The 18,894-nt window shown below is 72.4% G+C and carries 17 protein-coding genes; 15 read left to right on the top strand and 2 right to left on the bottom strand.

The features are described 5' to 3' along the window. Window positions 1–14: 14 nt before the first annotated feature. Window positions 15–965 carry a cation diffusion facilitator family transporter gene (locus ACFYYN_RS19330; RefSeq protein WP_500323849.1) on the bottom strand — a complete coding sequence of 317 codons (951 nt, stop codon included), beginning with the start codon at window positions 963–965 and terminating at the stop codon, window positions 15–17. Window positions 966–1,148: 183 nt separating this feature from the next. Then, on the bottom strand, window positions 1,149–2,135 hold the full coding sequence (gene galE / locus ACFYYN_RS19325; protein WP_500546785.1) for a UDP-glucose 4-epimerase GalE: 987 nt from the start codon (window positions 2,133–2,135) through the stop codon (window positions 1,149–1,151). Window positions 2,136–2,563: 428 nt separating this feature from the next. On the opposite strand from galE, the gene ACFYYN_RS19320 reads away from it, so the two are divergent. From ACFYYN_RS19320 to ACFYYN_RS19250, 15 genes are all read left to right on the top strand, one after another. After that, a complete protein-coding gene (locus tag ACFYYN_RS19320) occupies window positions 2,564–4,345 on the top strand; it encodes a DUF5941 domain-containing protein (protein WP_500546946.1) in 1,782 nt (593 codons plus the stop codon). Then, window positions 4,342–5,091 carry a phosphocholine cytidylyltransferase family protein gene (locus ACFYYN_RS19315; protein WP_500323851.1) on the top strand — a complete coding sequence of 250 codons (750 nt, stop codon included), beginning with the start codon at window positions 4,342–4,344 and terminating at the stop codon, window positions 5,089–5,091. Before ACFYYN_RS19320 ends, ACFYYN_RS19315 begins: the two co-directional genes overlap by 4 nt. Then, complete coding sequence (locus tag ACFYYN_RS19310) at window positions 5,079–6,140, top strand: iron-containing alcohol dehydrogenase family protein (protein WP_500358958.1); 1,062 nt, start codon at window positions 5,079–5,081, stop codon at window positions 6,138–6,140. Before ACFYYN_RS19315 ends, ACFYYN_RS19310 begins: the two co-directional genes overlap by 13 nt. Continuing rightward, window positions 6,118–6,903 carry a CDP-alcohol phosphatidyltransferase family protein gene (locus ACFYYN_RS19305; RefSeq protein WP_500323853.1) on the top strand — a complete coding sequence of 262 codons (786 nt, stop codon included), beginning with the start codon at window positions 6,118–6,120 and terminating at the stop codon, window positions 6,901–6,903. The genes ACFYYN_RS19310 and ACFYYN_RS19305 overlap by 23 nt, the downstream gene beginning before the upstream one ends. Window positions 6,904–6,956: 53 nt before the next feature. Further along, entirely contained in the window at window positions 6,957–7,802 is an 846-nt protein-coding gene (locus ACFYYN_RS19300) for a glycosyltransferase family 2 protein (RefSeq protein ID WP_500323958.1), read from the top strand. A gap of 72 nt (window positions 7,803–7,874) precedes the next feature. Next, complete coding sequence (locus ACFYYN_RS19295; RefSeq protein ID WP_500323854.1) at window positions 7,875–8,798, top strand: ABC transporter permease; 924 nt, start codon at window positions 7,875–7,877, stop codon at window positions 8,796–8,798. Next, window positions 8,791–9,582, top strand: a complete 792-nt coding sequence (locus tag ACFYYN_RS19290; protein WP_500323855.1) for an ABC transporter ATP-binding protein — start codon at window positions 8,791–8,793, stop codon at window positions 9,580–9,582. The genes ACFYYN_RS19295 and ACFYYN_RS19290 overlap by 8 nt, the downstream gene beginning before the upstream one ends. A 572-nt stretch (window positions 9,583–10,154) precedes the next feature. Beyond that, window positions 10,155–11,084, top strand: coding sequence for a squalene synthase HpnC (gene hpnC / locus ACFYYN_RS19285; RefSeq protein WP_500323856.1), 930 nt, complete (start codon window positions 10,155–10,157; stop codon window positions 11,082–11,084). Window positions 11,085–11,110: 26 nt separating this feature from the next. After that, window positions 11,111–12,019, top strand: coding sequence for a presqualene diphosphate synthase HpnD (gene hpnD, locus ACFYYN_RS19280; protein ID WP_499515199.1), 909 nt, complete (start codon window positions 11,111–11,113; stop codon window positions 12,017–12,019). 186 nt (window positions 12,020–12,205) lie between these two features. After that, entirely contained in the window at window positions 12,206–13,651 is a 1,446-nt protein-coding gene (hpnE, locus tag ACFYYN_RS19275; RefSeq protein WP_500546784.1) for a hydroxysqualene dehydroxylase HpnE, read from the top strand. Next, a complete protein-coding gene (locus tag ACFYYN_RS19270; protein WP_499515201.1) occupies window positions 13,648–14,769 on the top strand; it encodes a polyprenyl synthetase family protein in 1,122 nt (373 codons plus the stop codon). The genes hpnE and ACFYYN_RS19270 overlap by 4 nt, the downstream gene beginning before the upstream one ends. Before the next feature lie 98 nt (window positions 14,770–14,867). Further along, window positions 14,868–16,895: a squalene--hopene cyclase gene (gene shc / locus ACFYYN_RS19265; protein WP_500546783.1), complete on the top strand. Its 2,028-nt coding sequence runs from the start codon at window positions 14,868–14,870 to the stop codon at window positions 16,893–16,895. Further along, window positions 16,895–17,497, top strand: a complete 603-nt coding sequence (locus ACFYYN_RS19260) for a phosphorylase family protein (protein WP_500323859.1) — start codon at window positions 16,895–16,897, stop codon at window positions 17,495–17,497. Before shc ends, ACFYYN_RS19260 begins: the two co-directional genes overlap by 1 nt. Before the next feature lie 5 nt (window positions 17,498–17,502). Then, a complete protein-coding gene (gene hpnH, locus ACFYYN_RS19255) occupies window positions 17,503–18,531 on the top strand; it encodes an adenosyl-hopene transferase HpnH (protein WP_500323860.1) in 1,029 nt (342 codons plus the stop codon). 7 nt (window positions 18,532–18,538) lie between these two features. Then, a partial coding sequence (locus ACFYYN_RS19250; RefSeq protein WP_500438200.1) for a flavodoxin-dependent (E)-4-hydroxy-3-methylbut-2-enyl-diphosphate synthase occupies window positions 18,539–18,894 on the top strand: 356 nt, incomplete at its 3' end.

The raw sequence follows: 18,894 nt of genomic DNA, 5'->3' as shown, positions 1-18,894 counted from the left end.
GGCGCGGCGTGCCGTCAGTGGCACAACCGCGCCTCGTGCTCCGCGTGTCCGACCGGCTCCAGCTGGAAGGTGCAGTGCTCCACGTCGAAGTGGGTGCCGAGGCAGCCCTGCAGGTCGTGCAGCATCTTCTCGTGGCCGACCGCGTCCAGGACGTCCCGGCTCACCACGACGTGCGCGGAGAGCACCGGCATCCCCGAGGTGATCGTCCACACGTGCAGGTCGTGCAGCCCGGCCACGCCGGGCAGCGCCAGGATGTGCGCCCGCACGTCGGCCATGTCCACGTCCTTGGGCGCGGCCTCCAGCAGGACGTCGATCGCCTCGCGCAGCAGCTTCCACGTCCGCGGGACGATCATCAGCCCGATCAGGATCGAGGCGACCGGGTCCGCCTGCTGCCAGCCGGTGGCCAGGATCACCAGCGCCGCCACGACGACGGCCAGCGAGCCCAGCGCGTCCGCCATGACCTCCAGGAACGCACCCCGGACGTTCAGGCTCTCGCGCTGCCCGCGCATCAGCAGCAGCAGGGACACCGAGTTCGCCACCAGGCCGATCGCACCGAAGACGACGGTGAGCCCGCCCTCCACCTCGGTGGGGGTGATGAGCCGGCGGACCGCCTCGTAGAAGATGAAGGCGCCCACGCCGAACAGCAGCACCGCGTTGGCCACCGCCGACAGGATCTCGGCGCGCGCCAGCCCGAAGGTGCGGCGCTCGCTCGGCGGGCGGTTGGCGAAGTGGATGGCCACCAGCGCCATCGCGAGGCCCGCCGCGTCGGTCGCCATGTGCCCGGCGTCGGCCAGCAGGGCGAGCGACCCGGTGAGCGCGCTGCCCGTGACCTCGGCCACCAGGATCAGCAGCGTGATGCCGAGTGCCATGCGCAGCCGCCCGCGGTACGCGGCGGCCGCGGTGCCCGTCGGTACGGAACCCGGCCCGTGCGAGTGGCCGTGGCCGTGCGCGTGCCCTGCGCCCATCGCCCGACGCTCCCGTCCGCCGCCTCCATGCGACGGCGTGCCCGCGCGCGGAGACCGGCGTGCCCAGTGAACAACGGTCACCTTCCGTGGGCAACTCGCCGACGGTGGCCGCTGTCAGGTGCTGTCAGCCGCGGTGACCTGCGGAGATGGGGAGCGTGACGGCCGCGGGGGGAGTGCCCGTGGTCAGGCGCGGCGCGCCTGCGGGTGGTTCAGGCACCAGCCCTCCCACGCGGACTCCACCATCTCGCGGATGCCGCGGCTCGCCGTCCAGCCCAGTTCCCGGCGGATCAGCGCGGACGAGGCGACCACGCTCGCCGGGTCGCCCGCGCGCCGCGGCAGGATCACCGGCGTGACGTCCTTGCGGCCGGTGACCTCGAGGACGACGTCGATCAGCTCCCGGACGGAGACGCCCTCGCCGCGTCCGATGTTCACCGTCAGGTCCGTGCCGCCGTCGCGCCCGCCGACCCAGCGGGCGGCCGCGAGATGGGCGTCGGCGAGGTCCTCGACGTGGATGTAGTCGCGCACGCACGTGCCGTCGGGGGTGGGGTAGTCGTCGCCGAAGATCTGCGGGGCCTCGCCGCGGGTCAGCTTGTCGAAGACCATCGGGACGATGTTGAACACCCCGGTGTCGGCCAGCCGGGGCTCGGCCGCCCCCGCGACGTTGAAGTAGCGCAGGCAGGCGGTGGAGATCCCGTGCGCCCGCCCGGCCGCGCGGACCAGCCACTCGCCGGCCAGCTTGGTCTCGCCGTAGGGGCTCAGTGGCAGGCACGGCGTGGACTCGGTCACCAGCGGCACGTCGGGCAGGCCGTACACGGCGGCGGAGGAGGAGAAGACGAAACGGCCGATCCCCGCGTCCGCCACCGCCTCCAGCAGCGTCCCGAGGCCGCCGAGGTTCTCCCGGTAGTAGCGCAGCGGCTGTTCGACCGATTCGCCGACCTGCTTCCTGGCGGCCAGGTGCACGACGCCCGTGACGCCGTGCTCGGCGATCGCGCGGTCCAGCACGGCACGGTCCAGGACGGAGCCGGTCACCACGGGGACGTCCGCGGGCACCCGGGCCGGCACACCGGCCGAGCCGTCGTCGAGCACGACCACGCGCTCACCCGCGCCGCTCATCGCCCGCACCACGTGAGATCCGATGAAGCCGGCCCCGCCGGTGATCAACCAAGTCATGGCGCCACCCTAGTGGTTCGGCGCGGGAGCGGGTCCGCCGCCGTCGGCTCGCGGAACACCGGGTCGAGGAACGCGGAGGGACGGACGGACGGGCGCCGGGCCGGCGCCGGGACCCGGCGACGTCCCGGTCCCACCACGCACCCCCGGGCCGTTCGAACGGCCACCCGGCACCCCTCCCGGAGCGGCCACTCATCTGCACCCACAGTGACCCTCGTTCCACGGGGCGTACCGGGCGGTTGTCGACGCCCGTGCGATCGACCATGATGATCACGCCCAGCGGCCCACCGCAGGGGAAACGGCCGGTGAACGGAGCCTTCCGGGAATCCGATAGCCTCTGCCGACACGGCCCCGCGGCGCGTCGCACCCTGTGGCGGCGGCGTCCCCGGCAGGCGCCGAGTACTCACGCACGTCCAGGGAGATGAGTCCTTCTGTCGACCGCCATCCTCACCGGTACGCCGGTCGCGATGTCGCCGATCGAGGGCGACCTGCGGACCCTCGGGTTCGAGGTCGTCACCGCGGAGGACGCCGCCTCGCTCGCGACGAGCCTCCGCGCCGCCCCGGCGGCCGACCGCGTCGCCGTGGTCGACCCGTGCTTCGTCGGGCACCTGCACGCGCTGCGCCTGGGGCTGGTCGATCCGCGTTTCGACGTCTCCGCCGTGCCGGGCGCCGTGTCGGTGCGGCCCGCCGCCCGCCCCGCCCTCGTGCGAGCCCTCGCGGAGACCGGGGACGAGGGCGCGGACGAGGGGGAGACCCTCGCCGACCGGCTCGCCGGGCGCATGGAGAAGGACGGCGTCCGCGTGCACCGCCCTGAGCTCGGCGTCCTGATCGCGACCGTACCGGCCGACGCCGCGGGGCGCGTGAGCGCCGAGGCGGCCGTCGCCGCCGTGGACGACGAGGCGGTGCGGCTGCGCAGCGCCGTCAAGTCCCGTGACGGCTTCTTCACCACGTTCTTCATCAGTCCCTACTCCTGCCACATCGCGCGCTGGTGCGCCCGCCGCGGACTCACCCCGAACCAGGTGACCACCGCCTCGCTGCTGGTGGCCCTGGTCGCGGCCGGCTGCGCGGCCACCGGCACCCGGCCGGGCTTCGTCGCCGCGGGCGTGCTGCTGCTGACGTCCTTCGTCCTGGACTGCGCCGACGGCCAGCTGGCCCGTTACTCGCTGCAGTACTCCACGCTCGGCGCCTGGCTGGACGCGACCTTCGACCGCGTCAAGGAGTACGCCTACTACGCGGGCCTCGCGGTCGGCGCGGCCCGCGGCGGTGACGACGTCTGGGCGCTGGCGCTCGGCGCCATACTGCTGCAGACCTGCCGCCACCTCGTGGACTTCGCCTTCTCCGAGTCCGCCCAGGACGGCGCGACCGGCGCCGGCGCGGCGGCGCTGTCCCGGAAGCTCGACCGCGTCGGGTGGACCGTGTGGCTGCGCCGCATGATCGTGCTGCCCATCGGCGAACGCTGGGCGCTGATCGCGGTGCTCACTGCGGCGACCACACCGCGCATCACCTTCACCGTGCTCCTCGTCGCCTCCGGACTGGCCGCCTGCTACACGACGGCGGGCCGCGTGCTGCGCTCGGTGCGCGGGGCGACGCACTGCGGCGACGCCGCGGCCCGGGCACTGGCCGACCTCGCCGACACCGGCCCGCTCGGTGAGGGCCTCGCGCGCCTCTTCCGGGGCCACGGCATCCCGGCGGCCGCCCTGGTGGGCGCGGCAGTGATGATCGCCACGTCGCTGCTCGCGCCGGCCGGCAGCCCGTGGCCGCTGGCCGCCGCCGGCTGCTACGCCGTGACGTCGGCCCTCGCCGTCTCCCGGCCGCTCAAGGGAGCCCTCGACTGGATCGTGCCGCCGGTCTTCCGCGCGGCCGAATACGGAACCATCCTGGTGCTCGCGGCGGTCTCCGATGTGAACGGAGCATTGCCCGCGGCTTTCGGGCTGGTGGCCGCGGTCGCCTACCATCACTACGACACGGTCTACCGCATCCGCGGCGGGAGCGGTGCGCCCCCGCGGGGCCTGGTCCGCGCGACGGGCGGTCACGAAGGCCGGGCACTGCTGGTCACGGCGGCGGCCGCGGCCCTGGCGCACAACACGATTTTCACGGTCGCGCTGACGGCTCTCGCCGTGGCGCTGGCGGTGGTGGTGCTCACCGAGAGCATCGGCTTCTGGGTGTCATCACATGCACCCGCTGTACACGACGAAACTGGAGGACCTGCATGATCGGCCTCGTGCTGGCGGCCGGCGCCGGACGGCGACTGCGCCCCTACACCGACACCCTGCCGAAGGCCCTGGTGCCCGTGGACCCGGCGGGTGAGGGGACCACGACCGTGCTGGACCTCACGCTGGGCAACTTCGCCGAGGTCGGCCTGACCGAGGCCGCCATCGTCGTGGGATACCGCAAGGAGGCCGTCTACGAGCGGCAGGCCGAGCTGGAGGCCAAGTACGGCCTGAAGCTCCACCTCGTCGAGAACGACAAGGCCGAGGAGTGGAACAACGCCTACTCCCTGTGGTGCGCCCGTGACGTCATCAAGGAAGGCGTCATCCTCGCCAACGGCGACACCGTGCACCCGGTCTCCGTCGAGAAGACCCTGCTCGCCGCCCGCGGCAACGGGCAGCGCATCGTCCTCGCCCTCGACACGGTGAAGCAGCTCGCCGACGAGGAGATGAAGGTCATCACGGCCGAGGGCAAGGGCGTCCAGCGGATCACCAAGCTGATGGACCCGGCGTCCGCCACCGGTGAGTACATCGGCGTCACCCTCATCGAGGGCGAGGCCGCCGCCGACCTCGCCGACGCGCTGAAGGCCACCTACGAGCGCGACCCGCAGCTGTACTACGAGGACGGCTACCAGGAGCTGGTCAACCGCGGCTTCCAGGTCGACGTCGCCCCCATCGGCGAGGTCTCCTGGGTCGAGATCGACAACCACGACGACCTGAACCGTGCCCGGGAGATCGCGTGCCGGTACTGACGAGGCTCATCCCCTCGCCGGTCGTCGTCGACATCCGTGCCGGAGCCCTGGACGACCTGGCGACCGTACTCGCCGACCAGCGCATCTCCAGTTCCGGCAGGCTGGCCATCGCGATAAGCAGCGGTTCGGGGGCCCTCCTGCGGGCGCGGCTCGCCCCGGCGCTGCCGGGCGCGGACTGGTACGAGGTCGCGGGCGGTTCCATCGACAGCGCGGTGAAGCTCGCCGACGCCATGCGCGGCAACCGCTACGACGCGGTGGTCGGGCTCGGCGGCGGCAAGATCATCGACGCCGCCAAGTACGCCGCAGCGCGCGTCGGCCTGCCGCTGGTGGCGGTGGCGACCAACCTCTCGCACGACGGCATCTGCTCGCCGGTGTCCACCCTGGACAACGACAACGGCCGCGGCTCCTACGGCGTGCCGACCCCGATCGGGCTCGTCATCGACCTGGACGTGATCCGCGAGGCCCCGGTCCGCTACGTGCGCTCCGGCATCGGCGACGCCCTGTCCAACATCTCGGCGATCGCGGACTGGGAGCTGTCCCACCGCGAGACCGGTGAGCCGATCGACGGGCTGGCCGCCGCCATGGCGCGCACCGCCGGCGAGTCGGTGCTGCGGCACCCCGGCGGCACGGGTGAGGACGAGTTCCTGACCGTGCTGTCCGAGGCGCTGGTGCTCACCGGCATCGCGATGTCGATCAGCGGCGACAGCCGCCCCGCCTCCGGGGCGTGCCACGAGATCAGCCACGCGATCGACCTGCTGTACCCCAAGCGGGCCGCCGCCCACGGCGAGCAGGTCGGCATCGGCGCCGCCTTCGCGATGTTCCTGCGCGGCGCCGAGGAGGAGGCCGGCCTCTTCGCGGAGGTGCTGCACCGCCACGGGCTGCCCACGACGCCGGGTGAAATCGGCTTCACCGAGGCCGAGTTCGTCACGGCCGTCGAATACGCTCCGCAGACCCGCCCCGGGCGTTACACGATCCTGGAGCACCTGGAGCTCTCCACCGACCAGATCAGGGACGCATACGCCGACTATGCCAAAACCATCGGTAGCTGAGCTGCGGCCGGTCGTTCACCCCTCGGGGCTGAAGGACCGGCGCAGCGGTGAGCACTGGGCCGGGCGCATCTACATGCGGGAGATCTCGCTGCGCTGGACCCGGCACCTCGTCAACAGCCGGGTGACCCCCAACCAGCTCACGTACCTCATGATCGTCGCGGGCATCGCGGCCGGCGCGGCGCTGCTCGTGCCCGGCCTGCCCGGCGCCGTCGCCGGCGCGCTGCTGATCCAGCTGTACCTGCTGCTGGACTGCGTCGACGGAGAGGTCGCGCGTTGGCGCAAGCAGACCTCGATCACCGGCGTCTACCTCGACCGGGTGGGGCACTACCTGTCCGAGGCGGCGCTGCTGGTCGGCTTCGGGCTGCGCGCGGCCGACCTCTTCCACCGGGACGGCGCCACCACCCAGTGGGGCTGGGCGTTCCTGGGGACGCTGGCCGCGCTCGGCGCGATCCTGATCAAGGCCGAGACGGACCTGGTGGACGTGGCCCGCTCCCGCAGCGGTCTGTCCGCCGTCCAGGACGAGGCCTCCGTGCCCCGGTCCTCCGGACTGGCGCTGGCCCGCAAGGCCGCGGCCGCGCTGAAGTTCCACCGGCTGGTGGGCGGTGTCGAGGCCTCGCTGCTGATCCTCGCCGCCGGTGTCGCGGACTTCGTCCACGGCGACCTGCTCTTCACCCGCATCGCCGTCTGCCTCCTGGCCGCCATCGCCGTGCTGCAGACGCTGCTGCACCTTGTGTCGATCCTCGCATCGAGCAGGCTGAGGTGAGCGCCGTGGGGACGTCGGCCGGAACGATCCGCCTCGGCGCGGTGATCATCACCATGGGCAACCGCCCCGAGGAACTGCGCGACCTGCTGGACTCGGTCGCCAAGCAGCGCGGCCCGGCGATCGAGGTCGCCGTGGTCGGCAACGGTTCACCGCTGCCCGAGCTGCCCGCCGGGGTGCGGGCCGTCGAGCTGCCCGAGAACCTGGGCATCCCCGGCGGCCGCAACGTCGGCATCGAGGCCTTCGGTCCCGGTGGCGGCGAGGTGGACGTCCTGCTCTTCCTGGACGACGACGGACTGCTGCCGAACGAGGACACCGCGGAGCTGGTCCGCGAGGCCTTCGCCGCGGACCCGCGGCTCGGCATCGTCAGCTTCCGGATCGCCGACCCGGAGTCCGGGACCACCCAGCGCCGCCACGTCCCCCGGCTGCGGGCCTCCGACCCCCTGCGCTCCTCGCGCGTGACCACCTTCCTCGGCGGCGCCAACGCGGTGCGCACGGAGGTCTTCCGGCAGGTCGGCGGCCTGCCGGACGAGTTCTTCTACGCCCACGAGGAGACCGACCTCGCCTGGCGGGCCCTCGACGCGGGCTGGATGATCGACTACCGCGCGGACATGGTGCTGTTCCACCCGCTGACCGCCCCGAGCCGGCACGCGGTCTACCACCGGATGGTGGCCCGCAACCGCGTGTGGCTGGCCCGCCGCAACCTGCCCTGGGTCCTGGTCCCCGTCTACCTCGGCGTGTGGATGCTGCTGACCCTGCTGCGCAGACCGTCGGGCCCCGCGCTGAGGGCGTGGTTCGGCGGTTTCAAGGAGGGCTGGACGACCCCGAGCGGCCCGCGCCGGCCCATGCGGTGGCGGACCGTGTGGCGCCTCGCCCGACTGGGCCGGCCCCCCATCATCTGACAAGCTCGGAAATGAGTGACCCCGCGCGACGGGCCCGGCCCGTGGCGCGCCAAGAGGACGAAAGTGTCAACTGTGAGCGAGACAACGCACGGCGGTGCGGTCGCCGTGGGCCCGGTGCCCCCGGCGGGCGGCGGCCTCACGCCGTCCCAGCTGGCGGCCAAGTACGGCCTGTCGGTCAGTGGTGCCAGGCCGGGTCTCGCCGAGTACGTACGGCAGCTGTGGAGCCGCCGTCACTTCATCTCGGCGTTCGCCCGGGCCCGCGTGTCGGCCCAGTACACCCAGGCCCGGCTGGGCCAGCTGTGGCAGGTGCTGACGCCGCTGCTCAACGCGGCCGTCTACTACTTCATCTTCGGCCTGCTGCTGGGCACCGACCGCGGTGTCGACAACTTCATCGCCTTCCTGGTCACCGGCGTCTTCATCTTCACCTTCACCCAGTCCTCGGTGCTGGCGGGGGTGCGCGCCGTCTCGGGCAACCTCGGGCTGATCCGCGCGCTGCACTTCCCGCGGGCGAGCCTGCCGATCGCCTTCACCCTGGTCCAGCTGCAGCAGCTGCTGATGTCGATGTTCGTGCTGCTGGCCATCGTGCTGATGACCGGCGAGGTGCCCGGGCCGTCGTGGGTCCTCGTCGCGCCCGCGCTCGTCCTGCAGTGCGTCTTCAACGCGGGCCTGGCGCTGGTGATGGCGCGGCTCGGCAGCAAGATGACCGACCTCGCGCAGCTGATGCCGTTCATCCTGCGGACCTGGATGTACGCCTCCGGTGTCATGTACAGCATCAGCCACTTCGCGGCGGCCGCGCCGACCGCGGTCAAGATCGCCCTGGACGTCAACCCGGCGGCCGTCTACATCGACCTCATGCGCTTCGCGCTGATCGACAGCTTCACCGCCGAGCAGCTGCCCCCGCACGTGTGGGCGCTGGCGCTCGGCTGGGCCCTGGTCATGGGCATCGGGGGCTTCGTCTACTTCTGGAAGGCCGAGGAGAGGTACGGCCGTGGCTGAGCACAACGAGACCGCCGAGGGCGGCGAGCGCGTCCCCACCGTGATCGTGGACGACCTGCACATCGTGTACCGGGTGCACGGCGCCGGCAGCAGCAAGGGCAGTGCCGTCGGCGCCCTGTCCCGTCTGGTCACCCGCAGGGGCGATCCGAACGTCCGCAAGGTGCACGCCGTGCGCGGCGTCAGCTTCACCGCCTACCGGGGCGAGGCGATCGGGCTGATCGGCTCCAACGGCTCGGGCAAGTCCACCATGCTGCGCGCCATCGCCGGCCTGCTGCCCGCGGAGAGCGGCAAGGTGTACACCGAGGGCCAGCCCTCGCTGCTCGGCGTGAACGCCGCCCTGATGAACGACCTGACCGGCGAGCGCAACGTCATCCTCGGCGGTCTCGCGATGGGGATGTCGCAGGACGAGGTGCGGGAGCGCTACGAGTCGATCGTGGAGTTCTCCGGCATCAACGAGAAGGGCGACTTCATCTCCCTCCCGATGCGCACCTACTCCTCCGGCATGGCGGCCCGGCTGCGCTTCTCGATCGCCGCGGCCAAGAGCCACGACGTGCTGATGATCGACGAGGCGCTCGCCACCGGTGACCGATCGTTCCAGAAGCGTTCCGAGGCGCGGATCCGCGAGCTGCGCAAGGAGGCCGGCACGGTCTTCCTGGTCAGCCACAACAACAAGTCGATCCGCGACACCTGCGACCGCGTGCTGTGGCTGGAGAAGGGCGAGCTGCGCATGGACGGCCCCACGGACATCGTGCTGAAGGCGTACGAGGAATTCACCTCGAAGTGACCCCGCAGGCCGGCCCGCGCCCCCGACAGGAGGCGCGGGCCGGCGCACGTCCCGGGCGGTCCGCCGAACTCTCCCGCTCCCGCGTGGTGTTCGCCCGCGCTCGGCCGCGGCTGCGGCGGCGGCCGTCCACCCGGCGCCGATCCCTTCGTCCGGGACGCCGGCGGGTCCGCGTACGGATACGCCAAGTGAGTGGGCGCGCGCCCGGCGCATCCGCGGCGCGCGGACCACGGGGCGAATGAGGCCGATGATTTTCCCGGGATTTTGCGAGACACCGGGGACAGGAACCCACGGTTCGTGCGTTGCTGCTTTCGGATCGACATCGGTCCGCCCCCCGGCGCACGCCGGAGCGGGTCTGCGCCGTAAGCTGTAGCGGTACTCAATCGCCGGATCTCGGGCGATACGTCCAAAGAGTCGGTTCGAGTGCCGGGACGGCCAGGAGCAGGAATTATAGGAGCGGCGTGTCCGAAATTGGGTGTAATGGGCTATCGGTGTAGAACGGGGGATGTGACGGCAATGGCTCTGTGGACCCCTGGGGAGAAAACACCCACCGCCCGCACACCGGGACGTCCACGGTGACCGGTCTCAAGCCCGAGGCGCGGGCTGGCACGGCGCCGGATCCCCATTCACGTGCCGTCCTCGACAAGGCGGCCCGCGAGAACTTCCCCGTCGCACCCTTCTTCGTCCCCCGTTCCTGGCGCGCCGACCTGATGGCCGTCTACGGCTTCGCTCGGCTCGTCGACGACATCGGCGACGGGGACCTGGCCGACGGCGGCCGCACGGACGCGGTACGCCTGGGGCTGCCCGCGGAGGCGGCCGAGGACCGCCTCGCCATGCTTGACGCCTTCGAGGCGGACCTGCGCCGGGTCTTCGACGCAGGCCCCGACGACGTCCGCCACCCGCTGCTGCGCGCCCTGCAGCCCACCGTCCGGCGCCATGGCCTCACGCCCGCGCCCTTCCTCGGCCTCGTCGAGGCCAACCGCCAGGACCAGGTCGTCCGCCGCTACGCCACCTACGAGGACCTCCTCGCCTACTGCGAGCTGTCGGCGAACCCGGTCGGCCGGCTCGTGCTCGGCATCACCGGCACCGCCACACCCGAGCGGATCCGCCGCTCGGACGCGATCTGCACCGCACTGCAGATCATCGAGCACCTCCAGGACGTGGCCGAGGACCTCGGCCGCGACCGCATCTACCTGCCCGCCGAGGACATGAAGCGCTTCGGCGTCACCGAAACCGATCTCACCGCCGCGAACGCAGGCGCACCGGTGCGCGCACTGGTCGCGTACGAAGCGGAACGCGCCCGAGACCTCCTGAATGAAGGCACCCCCTTGGTGGGTAGCGTCCACGGCAGGCTCAGGCTGTTGCTCGCCGGGTTCGCCGGAGGAGGCCGCGCCGCCCTGCGGGCGATCGCGGACGCGGGGTACGACGTGCTGCCGGGTCCGCCCAAGGCGGGCACGTTCAGCCTGCTGCGCGAGGTGGGGTCGACATTGCGAAGAGAGGGGTGAGCCGGACCGTGAACGGCTCCGATCGCATGTCCGGCCCGGTACTGGCGGCCTACCGCTACTGCGAGGTCGTCACCGGCCACGAGGCCCGGAACTTCGCCTACGGCATCCGGCTGCTGCCCACCCCCAAGCGACAGGCCATGTCCGCCCTGTACGCCTTCTCCCGGCGGGTGGACGACATCGGCGACGGCGACCTCGACCTCCCCGAGAAGCAGCAGCGGCTGGACGGGACCCGGGCCCTGCTCACCCGGGTCCGGGAGGGCGCCGTCACCGAGGACGACACCGACCCGGTGGCCGTTGCGCTCGCCGACGCCGCCCGCCGCTTCCCGCTCCCGCTCGGCGGGCTCGACGAGCTGATCGACGGCGTGCAGATGGACCTGCGCGGCGACACCTACGAGACCTGGGACGACCTCGCCTCCTACTGCCGGTGCGTCGCCGGCGCCATCGGCCGGCTCTCGCTCGGCGTCTTCGGCACCGTGCCCGGCGCGCCCGGCCGGGAGCGCGCCGCGGAGTACGCGGACACCCTGGGGCTCGCCCTGCAACTCACCAACATCCTGCGGGACCTGCGCGAGGACGCCTCCAACGGGCGCACCTACCTGCCCGCCGAGGACCTCGCGAAGTTCGGCTGTTCGGGCGGGTTCCTCACCGACACCCCGCCGCCGGGATCCGACTTCGCGGGCCTGGTCGAGTTCGAGGTCAAGCGGGCCCGCGCCCTGTTCGCCGAGGGGTACCGGCTGCTGCCCATGCTGGACCGCCGCAGCGGCGCCTGCGTCTCCGCCATGGCCGGCATCTACCGCCGTCTCCTGGAGCGCATCGCCGCCGACCCCGAGGCCGTCCTCCGCGGCCGGGTCTCGCTGCCCGGTCACCAGAAGGCGTACGTCGCGGCGCGCGGCCTCGCCGGTCTCGACGCCCGACGTGCCGCCAGGAGGCGCGTGTGACGCCCGCTCCACCGGCCGCGGGCGCCTTCCCCCGCACCGGCAAAAGCACCGCAACCGGCACGGGAGCGGCAGCCTCGCGGAAAACCGCCGTTTTCCGCCGCCGTGAGGCAACCGCCGCCGTGCCGGAGGCGTCACTGTCGGCAATGGTGCGCCGCGCCGCGCGCGGCGGCACCCGGGGGAGGACGCATGGCTGAGCGCACGGCCGTCGTGATCGGCGGCGGGCTCGCGGGCACGACGGCGGCGCTGGCACTGGCCGACGCCGGGCTCCGCGTCACCCTGCTCGAGGCCCGGCCCCGGCTCGGCGGGCTCGCCTTCTCCTTCCGGCGCGGCGACCTGACCGTCGACAACGGCCAGCACGTGTTCCTGCGGTGCTGCGTCGCCTACCTGCGGTTCCTGGAACGCATCGACGCTGCCGACCTCGTCACCCTCCAGGACCGGCTCGACGTGCCGGTGCTCGACGTGGCCACCTCCCGGCCCCGGCTCGGCCGGCTGCGCCGCGCGGGGCTGCCCGTACCACTGCACCTGGCCGCCAGCCTGGCCACCTACCCGCACCTGTCCCTGGGTGAGCGGGCGTCCGTCGGGCGGGCCGCGCTCGCGCTGCGCTCGCTCGACCCCACCGACCCGGCGCTGGACGCCGTCGACTTCGGCAGCTGGCTGCGCGAGCACGGCCAGTCGGCCCGCACCGTCGAGGCGCTGTGGGACCTGGTCGGCGTCGCGACGCTCAACGCCACGGCCGACGAGGCGTCACTGGGCCTGGCCGCCATGGTCTTCAAGACCGGGCTGCTCTCCGCACCGGGTGCGGCGGACATCGGCTGGGCCGCCCGCCCGCTCGGCGAGCTGCACGACGACCGCGCCCGCACCGCCCTGGACAAGGCGGGCGTGCGCACCCTGCTGCGCACCCGCGCCACCTCGCTCACCCGCACGGACGCGCCCGAGCCGGTACGGTCCGCCGACGGCGGCCCCGGGGAGGGCGGACCGGTCTGGGAGGTCGAGGCCGAGACCGGACCCGGGCGCGCCGAGCGCTTCACGGCCGACGCCGTCGTGCTGGCCGTGCCCCAGCAGGAAGCCCACGGGCTGCTGCCCGCCGGCGCCCTGGCGGACCAGGACGCGCTGCTGCGCATCGGCACCGCGCCGATCCTCAACGTGCACGTCGTGTACGACCGCCAGGTCCTGCGGCAGCCCTTCCTCGCCGCCCTCGGCAGCCCCGTGCAGTGGGTCTTCGACCGTACGGAGCACTCCGGCCTGACCGGGGAAGGCCGGTACGTCGCCCTGTCCCAGTCGGCGGCCCAGGAGGAGATCGACCTCCCCGTGGCCGAGCTGCGGGCGCGCTACCTGCCGGAGCTGGAGCGGTTGCTCCCGGCCGCGCGTGAGGCCGCCGTCCTGGACTTCTTCGTCACCAGGGAACGGACCGCGACCTTCGCGCCCGCCCCCGGTGTCGGCGCCCTCCGCCCGGGTCCCCGTACCCGCGCGCAGGGCGTCTGGCTCGCCGGTGCGTGGACCGCCACCGGCTGGCCCGCGACGATGGAAAGCGCGGTCCGCAGCGGTTTGCAAGCCTCCCGCGCAGCTTTGACCGCACTCCGCCACCCCTTCGACCCACGTACCTTCGCAATCGAAGGCCTGGAGCCGGTATGAGCATGACCAGTGCAATCAGAGGAGAGAATGTGACCGCTGGCAACGAGCAGATGACCGCGGGCGTCGACAGAGAGACCGTGACCGTGCTGCTGGAGCGCGGCCGCGAGCTGTCCACGCCGGTGCTGCGCGCCGCCGTGGACCGCCTCGCACCCCCGATGGACACCGTCGCCGCCTACCACTTCGGATGGATCGACGCCGCGGGCAACCCGTCCCACGGCGACAGCGGCAAGGCCGTGCGCCCCGCACTCGCACTGCTGTCCGCGGAGGCGGCGGGCGCCGCCCCCGAGGTGGGCGTCCCCGGCGCGGTCGCCGTGGAGTTGGTGCACAACTTCTCCCTGCTGCACGACGACCTGATGGACGGTGACGAGCAGCGCCGCCACCGCGACACGGTCTGGAAGGTGCACGGCCCCGCCCAGGCCATCCTGGTCGGCGACGCGCTCTTCGCCCTCGCCAACGAGATCCTGCTGGAGCAGGGCACCGTCGAGGCCGGCCGGGCCACCCGCCGGATCACCACCGCGACCCGCAAGCTGATCGACGGTCAGGCCCAGGACATCTCCTTCGAGCACCGCGAGCGGGTCACCGTCGAGGAGTGCCTGGAGATGGAGGGCAACAAGACCGGCGCCCTGCTGGCCTGCGCCTGCTCCATCGGCGCGGTGCTGGGCGGCGCCTCGGAGGCCGACGCGGACGCCCTGGAGGAGTACGGCTACCACCTCGGCCTGGCCTTCCAGGCCGTCGACGACCTGCTGGGCATCTGGGGCGACCCGGCCGCCACCGGCAAGCAGACCTGGAGCGACCTGCGCCAGCGCAAGAAGTCCCTGCCGGTGGTCGCGGCGCTGGCCGCGGGCGGCTCGGCCTCGCAGCGCCTGGCCGAACTCCTGGCCGCGGATGCGAAGGCCGCGGATTCATCGGACCGTAATGACATCGAGTCCTTCGACGAGGAAGAGTTCGCGACGAGGGCGGCGTTGATCGAGGAGGCCGGTGGCCGGGAGTGGACCTCCCGGGAAGCCCGCCGGCAGTACGCCACCGCGATCGCCGCACTCGACAAAATGGACATGCCGGGAGAAGTTCGCCGTAAGCTCGTGGGCCTGGCGGATTTCGTGGTGGTTCGCGAGAAGTAGGGAAACAACTGGAGCGCAGTACGTCGCCGGCCGGGCGCGCGTGACGGCCGACGGCAGCCCCAACACCGCAGACGGAACGACTGTGCAAAGGGGAAGCCATGACAGCGACGACCGACGGCGGTCCCGGGGGCGAGGCGGCCCGCGGGACACCCTCGGCCAGAACGAAGACCGCGGGCGCGATTCCGGAACCGGCGTCAGTTCCCCGGCCCGGCGGCAGCACCGGGACGACCGAGGAGCTCGCGGCCGAGGCCGCGCGCCGGGCCACCGGCCACCTGCTGGCGCGTCAGCATCCTGACGGCTGGTGGAAGGGCGACCTCGAGACCAACGTGACGATGGACGCCGAGGACCTGCTGCTCCGTCAGTTCCTCGGCATCCAGGACGAACGGGTCGTCGAGGCCGCCGCCCGCTGGATCAGGTCCCAGCAGCGCGACGACGGCACCTGGGCCACCTTCCACGGGGGGCCGCGCGACCTCTCGGCCACCGTCGAGGCCTACGTCGCGCTGCGGCTCGCCGGTGACGCCCCCGAGGAGCCGTGGATGGCCGCCGCCTCGGCCTTCGTCCGCGAGCAGGGCGGCATCGCGCGGTCACGGGTCTTCACCCGGATCTGGCTCGCGCTGTTCGGCTGGTGGCGCTGGGACGACCTCCCGGAGCTGCCGCCCGAGCTCATCTACCTGCCCAAGTGGGTCCCGCTCAACATCTACTCCTTCGCCAGCTGGGCCCGGCAGACCATCGTGCCGTTGACGATCGTCGGCGCCCACCGGCCCGTACGGCCCGCCCCGTTCACCCTCGACGAGCTGCACACCGACCCCGCGCGGCCCAATCCGCCGGTCCCGCGGGCACCGCTGTCCAGCTGGGACGGGTTCTTCCAGCGGGTGGACCGGGCCCTGCACGCCTACCGTAAGGTCACCGTCCGTCCGCTGCGCCGTGCCGCGATGCGCTCGGCGGCGCGCTGGATCATCGAACGCCAGGAGAACGACGGCTGCTTCGGCGGCATCCAGCCGCCCGCCGTGTACTCCGTCATCGCGCTCCACCTGCTCGGCTACGACCTCGACCACCCCGTGCTGCGCGCCGGACTCAAGGCGCTGGACGACTTCGCGGTCTGGCCGGACAAGGACACGCGGATGATCGAGGCGTGCCAGTCCCCGGTCTGGGACACCTGTCTGGCGACCATCGCGCTGGCCGACGCCGGCGTCCCCGCCGACGACCCGGCGCTGGTCAAGGCGGCGGACTGGATGCTGGGGGAGCAGATCACCAAGCGCGGCGACTGGGCCGTGCAGCGGCCCGGCCTGCCCTCCGGTGGCTGGGCGTTCGAGTTCCAGAACGACACCTACCCCGACATCGACGACACCGCCGAGGTGGTCCTCGCCCTGATCAGGGTCGACCACCCGGACCCGGAGCGGGTGAAGGCCTCGGTCGACCGCGGGGTGCGCTGGAACGTCGGGATGCAGTCGAAGAACGGCGCCTGGGGCGCCTTCGACGCCGACAACACCAGCGCCTTCCCCAACCGGCTGCCCTTCTGCGACTTCGGTGAGGTCATCGACCCGCCGTCGGCCGACGTCACGGCCCACGTGGTCGAGATGCTGTCCGCCCTCGGCCTGGAGCACGACCCGCACACCCGGCGCGGGATCGACTGGCTGCTCGCCGAACAGGAGCGCAACGGCGCATGGTTCGGCCGCTGGGGCGTCAACTACATCTACGGCACCGGATCGGTGGTCCCGGCCCTCGTCGCGGCCGGCCTCCCGGCGGGCCACCCCGCGATCCGGCGGGCGGTGGGCTGGCTGGAGTCCGTCCAGAACGAGGACGGGGGCTGGGGCGAGGACCTGCGCTCCTACTCCTCCGACGAGTGGGTCGGCCGCGGCGAGTCCACCGCCTCGCAGACGGCCTGGGCCCTGCTGGCCCTGCTGTCGGCCGGCGAACGCGAGGGCGAGGCCGTACGGCGCGGGGTGCGCTGGCTGGCCCGGACCCAGAAGGAGGACGGGTCCTGGGACGAGCCGTACTTCACCGGCACCGGCTTCCCCCGGGACTTCTCCATCAACTACCACCTCTACCGGATGGTCTTCCCGCTCACCGCCCTCGGGCGCTACGTGCACGGCGAGCCGCTCGGCGGGCTACGGAAGGGGGCCTGATGGGGCCGGCCGGCCCACCTCTGCTCATCGTCTGCGCGCTACGGGTGGAACGGTTCGCCCTGCGCGGCGGCGACCGCAGCCACGCCGCGGGCCCGATCGCCTTCGTGCGCACGGGCATGGGGCCCCAGGCCGCGGAACGCGCCGTCGCCGCCGCGCTGCGCGACCCCGCCCTGGACGGGGCGGCGGTCCTCACCACCGGCTTCTGCGCCGGGCTGGCCCCCGGGATGCGGCCGGGCGACGTGGTCGTCGCCGACGAGCCGCGTGACGGGGAATCACTCGCCGCCGCCCTCAAGGCGGCGGGACACACCGTGCACGTCGGCCGGCTCGCCGAGTCGGACCACGTCGTACGGGGCCCGGAGCGGGCGGCGCTCCGGGCCACCGGTGCCGTCGCCGTCGACATGGAGTCGGCGGCGATGATGCGGGCCGCGCTCGCCCGGGGTCCACGCCCGGTCGCCGCGGCCCGCGTGGTCGTCGACACGCCCGAGTTCGAGCTCGTGCGGGTCGGCACGCTCCGCACGGGGATCACCGCTTTCCGCGTGCTGAGGGACCTGCTTCCTGCCTTTCTCGATTGGCACCGCTCTACCACGCTCCCCTGGAGGTGAGCTAGATGGCCATGCCACTCCGACAGTCCATCAGGGTCGGCACCTACCTCTTCGAACAGAAAATGCTCCGCAGGCGCGAGAAGTTCCCGCTCATCGTCGAGCTCGAGCCACTCTTCGCGTGCAACCTGAAATGCGAGGGCTGCGGAAAGATCCAGCACCCGGCGGGTGTGCTGAAGCAGCGCATGCCGGTGGCGCAGGCCGTCGGCGCCGTCATCGAATCGGGCGCGCCGATGGTGTCGATCGCCGGCGGCGAACCGCTGATGCACCCTCAGATCGACGAGATCGTGCGGCAACTGGTGGCGAAGCGGAAGTACGTCTTCCTCTGCACCAACGCCATGCTGCTGCGCAAGAAGATGGACAAGTTCACCCCCTCGCCCTACTTCGCCTTCGCCGTGCACATCGACGGACTGCGCGAGCGGCACGACGAGTCGGTCGCCAAGGAAGGCGTCTTCGACGAGGCGGTGGAGGCGATCAAGGAGGCCAAGCGGCGCGGATTCCGGGTCACCACCAATTCGACCTTCTTCAACACCGACACCCCGCAGACCATCATCGAGGTGCTCAACTTCCTCAATGACGACCTGCAGGTCGACGAGATGATGATCTCGCCGGCCTACGCCTACGAGAAGGCTCCCGACCAGGAGCACTTCCTGGGCGTGGAACAGACCCGGGAACTGTTCAAGAAGGCCTTCTCGGGCGGCAACCGGAAGAAGTGGCGGCTCAACCACAGCCCCCTCTTCCTGGACTTCCTCGAAGGCAAGGTCGACTTCCCCTGCACCGCCTGGGCGATCCCCAACTACTCCCTGTTCGGCTGGCAGCGCCCCTGCTACCTGATGAGCGACGGTTACGTGACCACGTACAAGGAGCTCGTCGAGGACACCGACTGGAGCAAGTACGGCCGCGGCAAGGACCCGCGCTGCGCCAACTGCATGGCGCACTGCGGCTACGAGCCGACCGCCGTCCTGGCCACGATGACCTCCCTCAAGGAGTCCATCAGGGCCACCCGGGAGACCATCGCCGGCAACCGCGGGAAGTGACGTCGCGATGACAGCTGTCGAGCCCGTCCAGCTCGGCCTGCCCTCCGTCCCGGCCCGGCCGCTCGCGGAGCGCCGCCGTTCGCGGCGCATCCAGGTCGGGTCGGTGGCGGTGGGCGGCGACGCCCCCGTCTCCGTCCAGTCCATGACGACCACGCTCACCGCCGACGTCAACGCGACCCTGCAGCAGATCGCCGAACTGACCGCGGCGGGCTGCCAGATCGTCCGGGTCGCCTGCCCTTCGCAGGACGACGCGGACGCGCTGCCGCAGATCGCGAGGAAGTCGCAGATCCCGGTGATCGCGGACATCCACTTCCAGCCGAAGTACGTGTTCGCGGCGATCGACGCGGGCTGTGCGGCGGTGCG

The organism is Streptomyces sp. NPDC001902, from assembly GCF_042891295.1.
Lineage (GTDB): Bacteria > Actinomycetota > Actinomycetes > Streptomycetales > Streptomycetaceae > Actinacidiphila.
The sequence above is the reverse complement of the archived record's forward strand: the minus strand, read 5'-3'. Positions and strand labels throughout refer to the sequence as shown.

Bases quoted from the DNA above. Each gene is read 5' to 3' on its own strand.
- ACFYYN_RS19330 (WP_500323849.1), bottom strand. From the start codon at position 965: ATGGGCGCAGGGCACGCGCACGGCCACGGCCACTCGCACGGGCCGGGT.
- galE (WP_500546785.1), bottom strand. From the start codon at position 2,135: ATGACTTGGTTGATCACCGGCGGGGCCGGCTTCATCGGATCTCACGTG.
- ACFYYN_RS19315 (WP_500323851.1), top strand. From the start codon at position 4,342: ATGATCGGCCTCGTGCTGGCGGCCGGCGCCGGACGGCGACTGCGCCCC.
- ACFYYN_RS19305 (WP_500323853.1), top strand. From the start codon at position 6,118: ATGCCAAAACCATCGGTAGCTGAGCTGCGGCCGGTCGTTCACCCCTCG.
- ACFYYN_RS19300 (WP_500323958.1), top strand. From the start codon at position 6,957: ATGGGCAACCGCCCCGAGGAACTGCGCGACCTGCTGGACTCGGTCGCC.
- hpnD (WP_499515199.1), top strand. From the start codon at position 11,111: ATGTCCGGCCCGGTACTGGCGGCCTACCGCTACTGCGAGGTCGTCACC.
- hpnE (WP_500546784.1), top strand. From the start codon at position 12,206: ATGGCTGAGCGCACGGCCGTCGTGATCGGCGGCGGGCTCGCGGGCACG.
- ACFYYN_RS19270 (WP_499515201.1), top strand. From the start codon at position 13,648: ATGAGCATGACCAGTGCAATCAGAGGAGAGAATGTGACCGCTGGCAAC.
- shc (WP_500546783.1), top strand. From the start codon at position 14,868: ATGACAGCGACGACCGACGGCGGTCCCGGGGGCGAGGCGGCCCGCGGG.
- ACFYYN_RS19260 (WP_500323859.1), top strand. From the start codon at position 16,895: ATGGGGCCGGCCGGCCCACCTCTGCTCATCGTCTGCGCGCTACGGGTG.
- hpnH (WP_500323860.1), top strand. From the start codon at position 17,503: ATGGCCATGCCACTCCGACAGTCCATCAGGGTCGGCACCTACCTCTTC.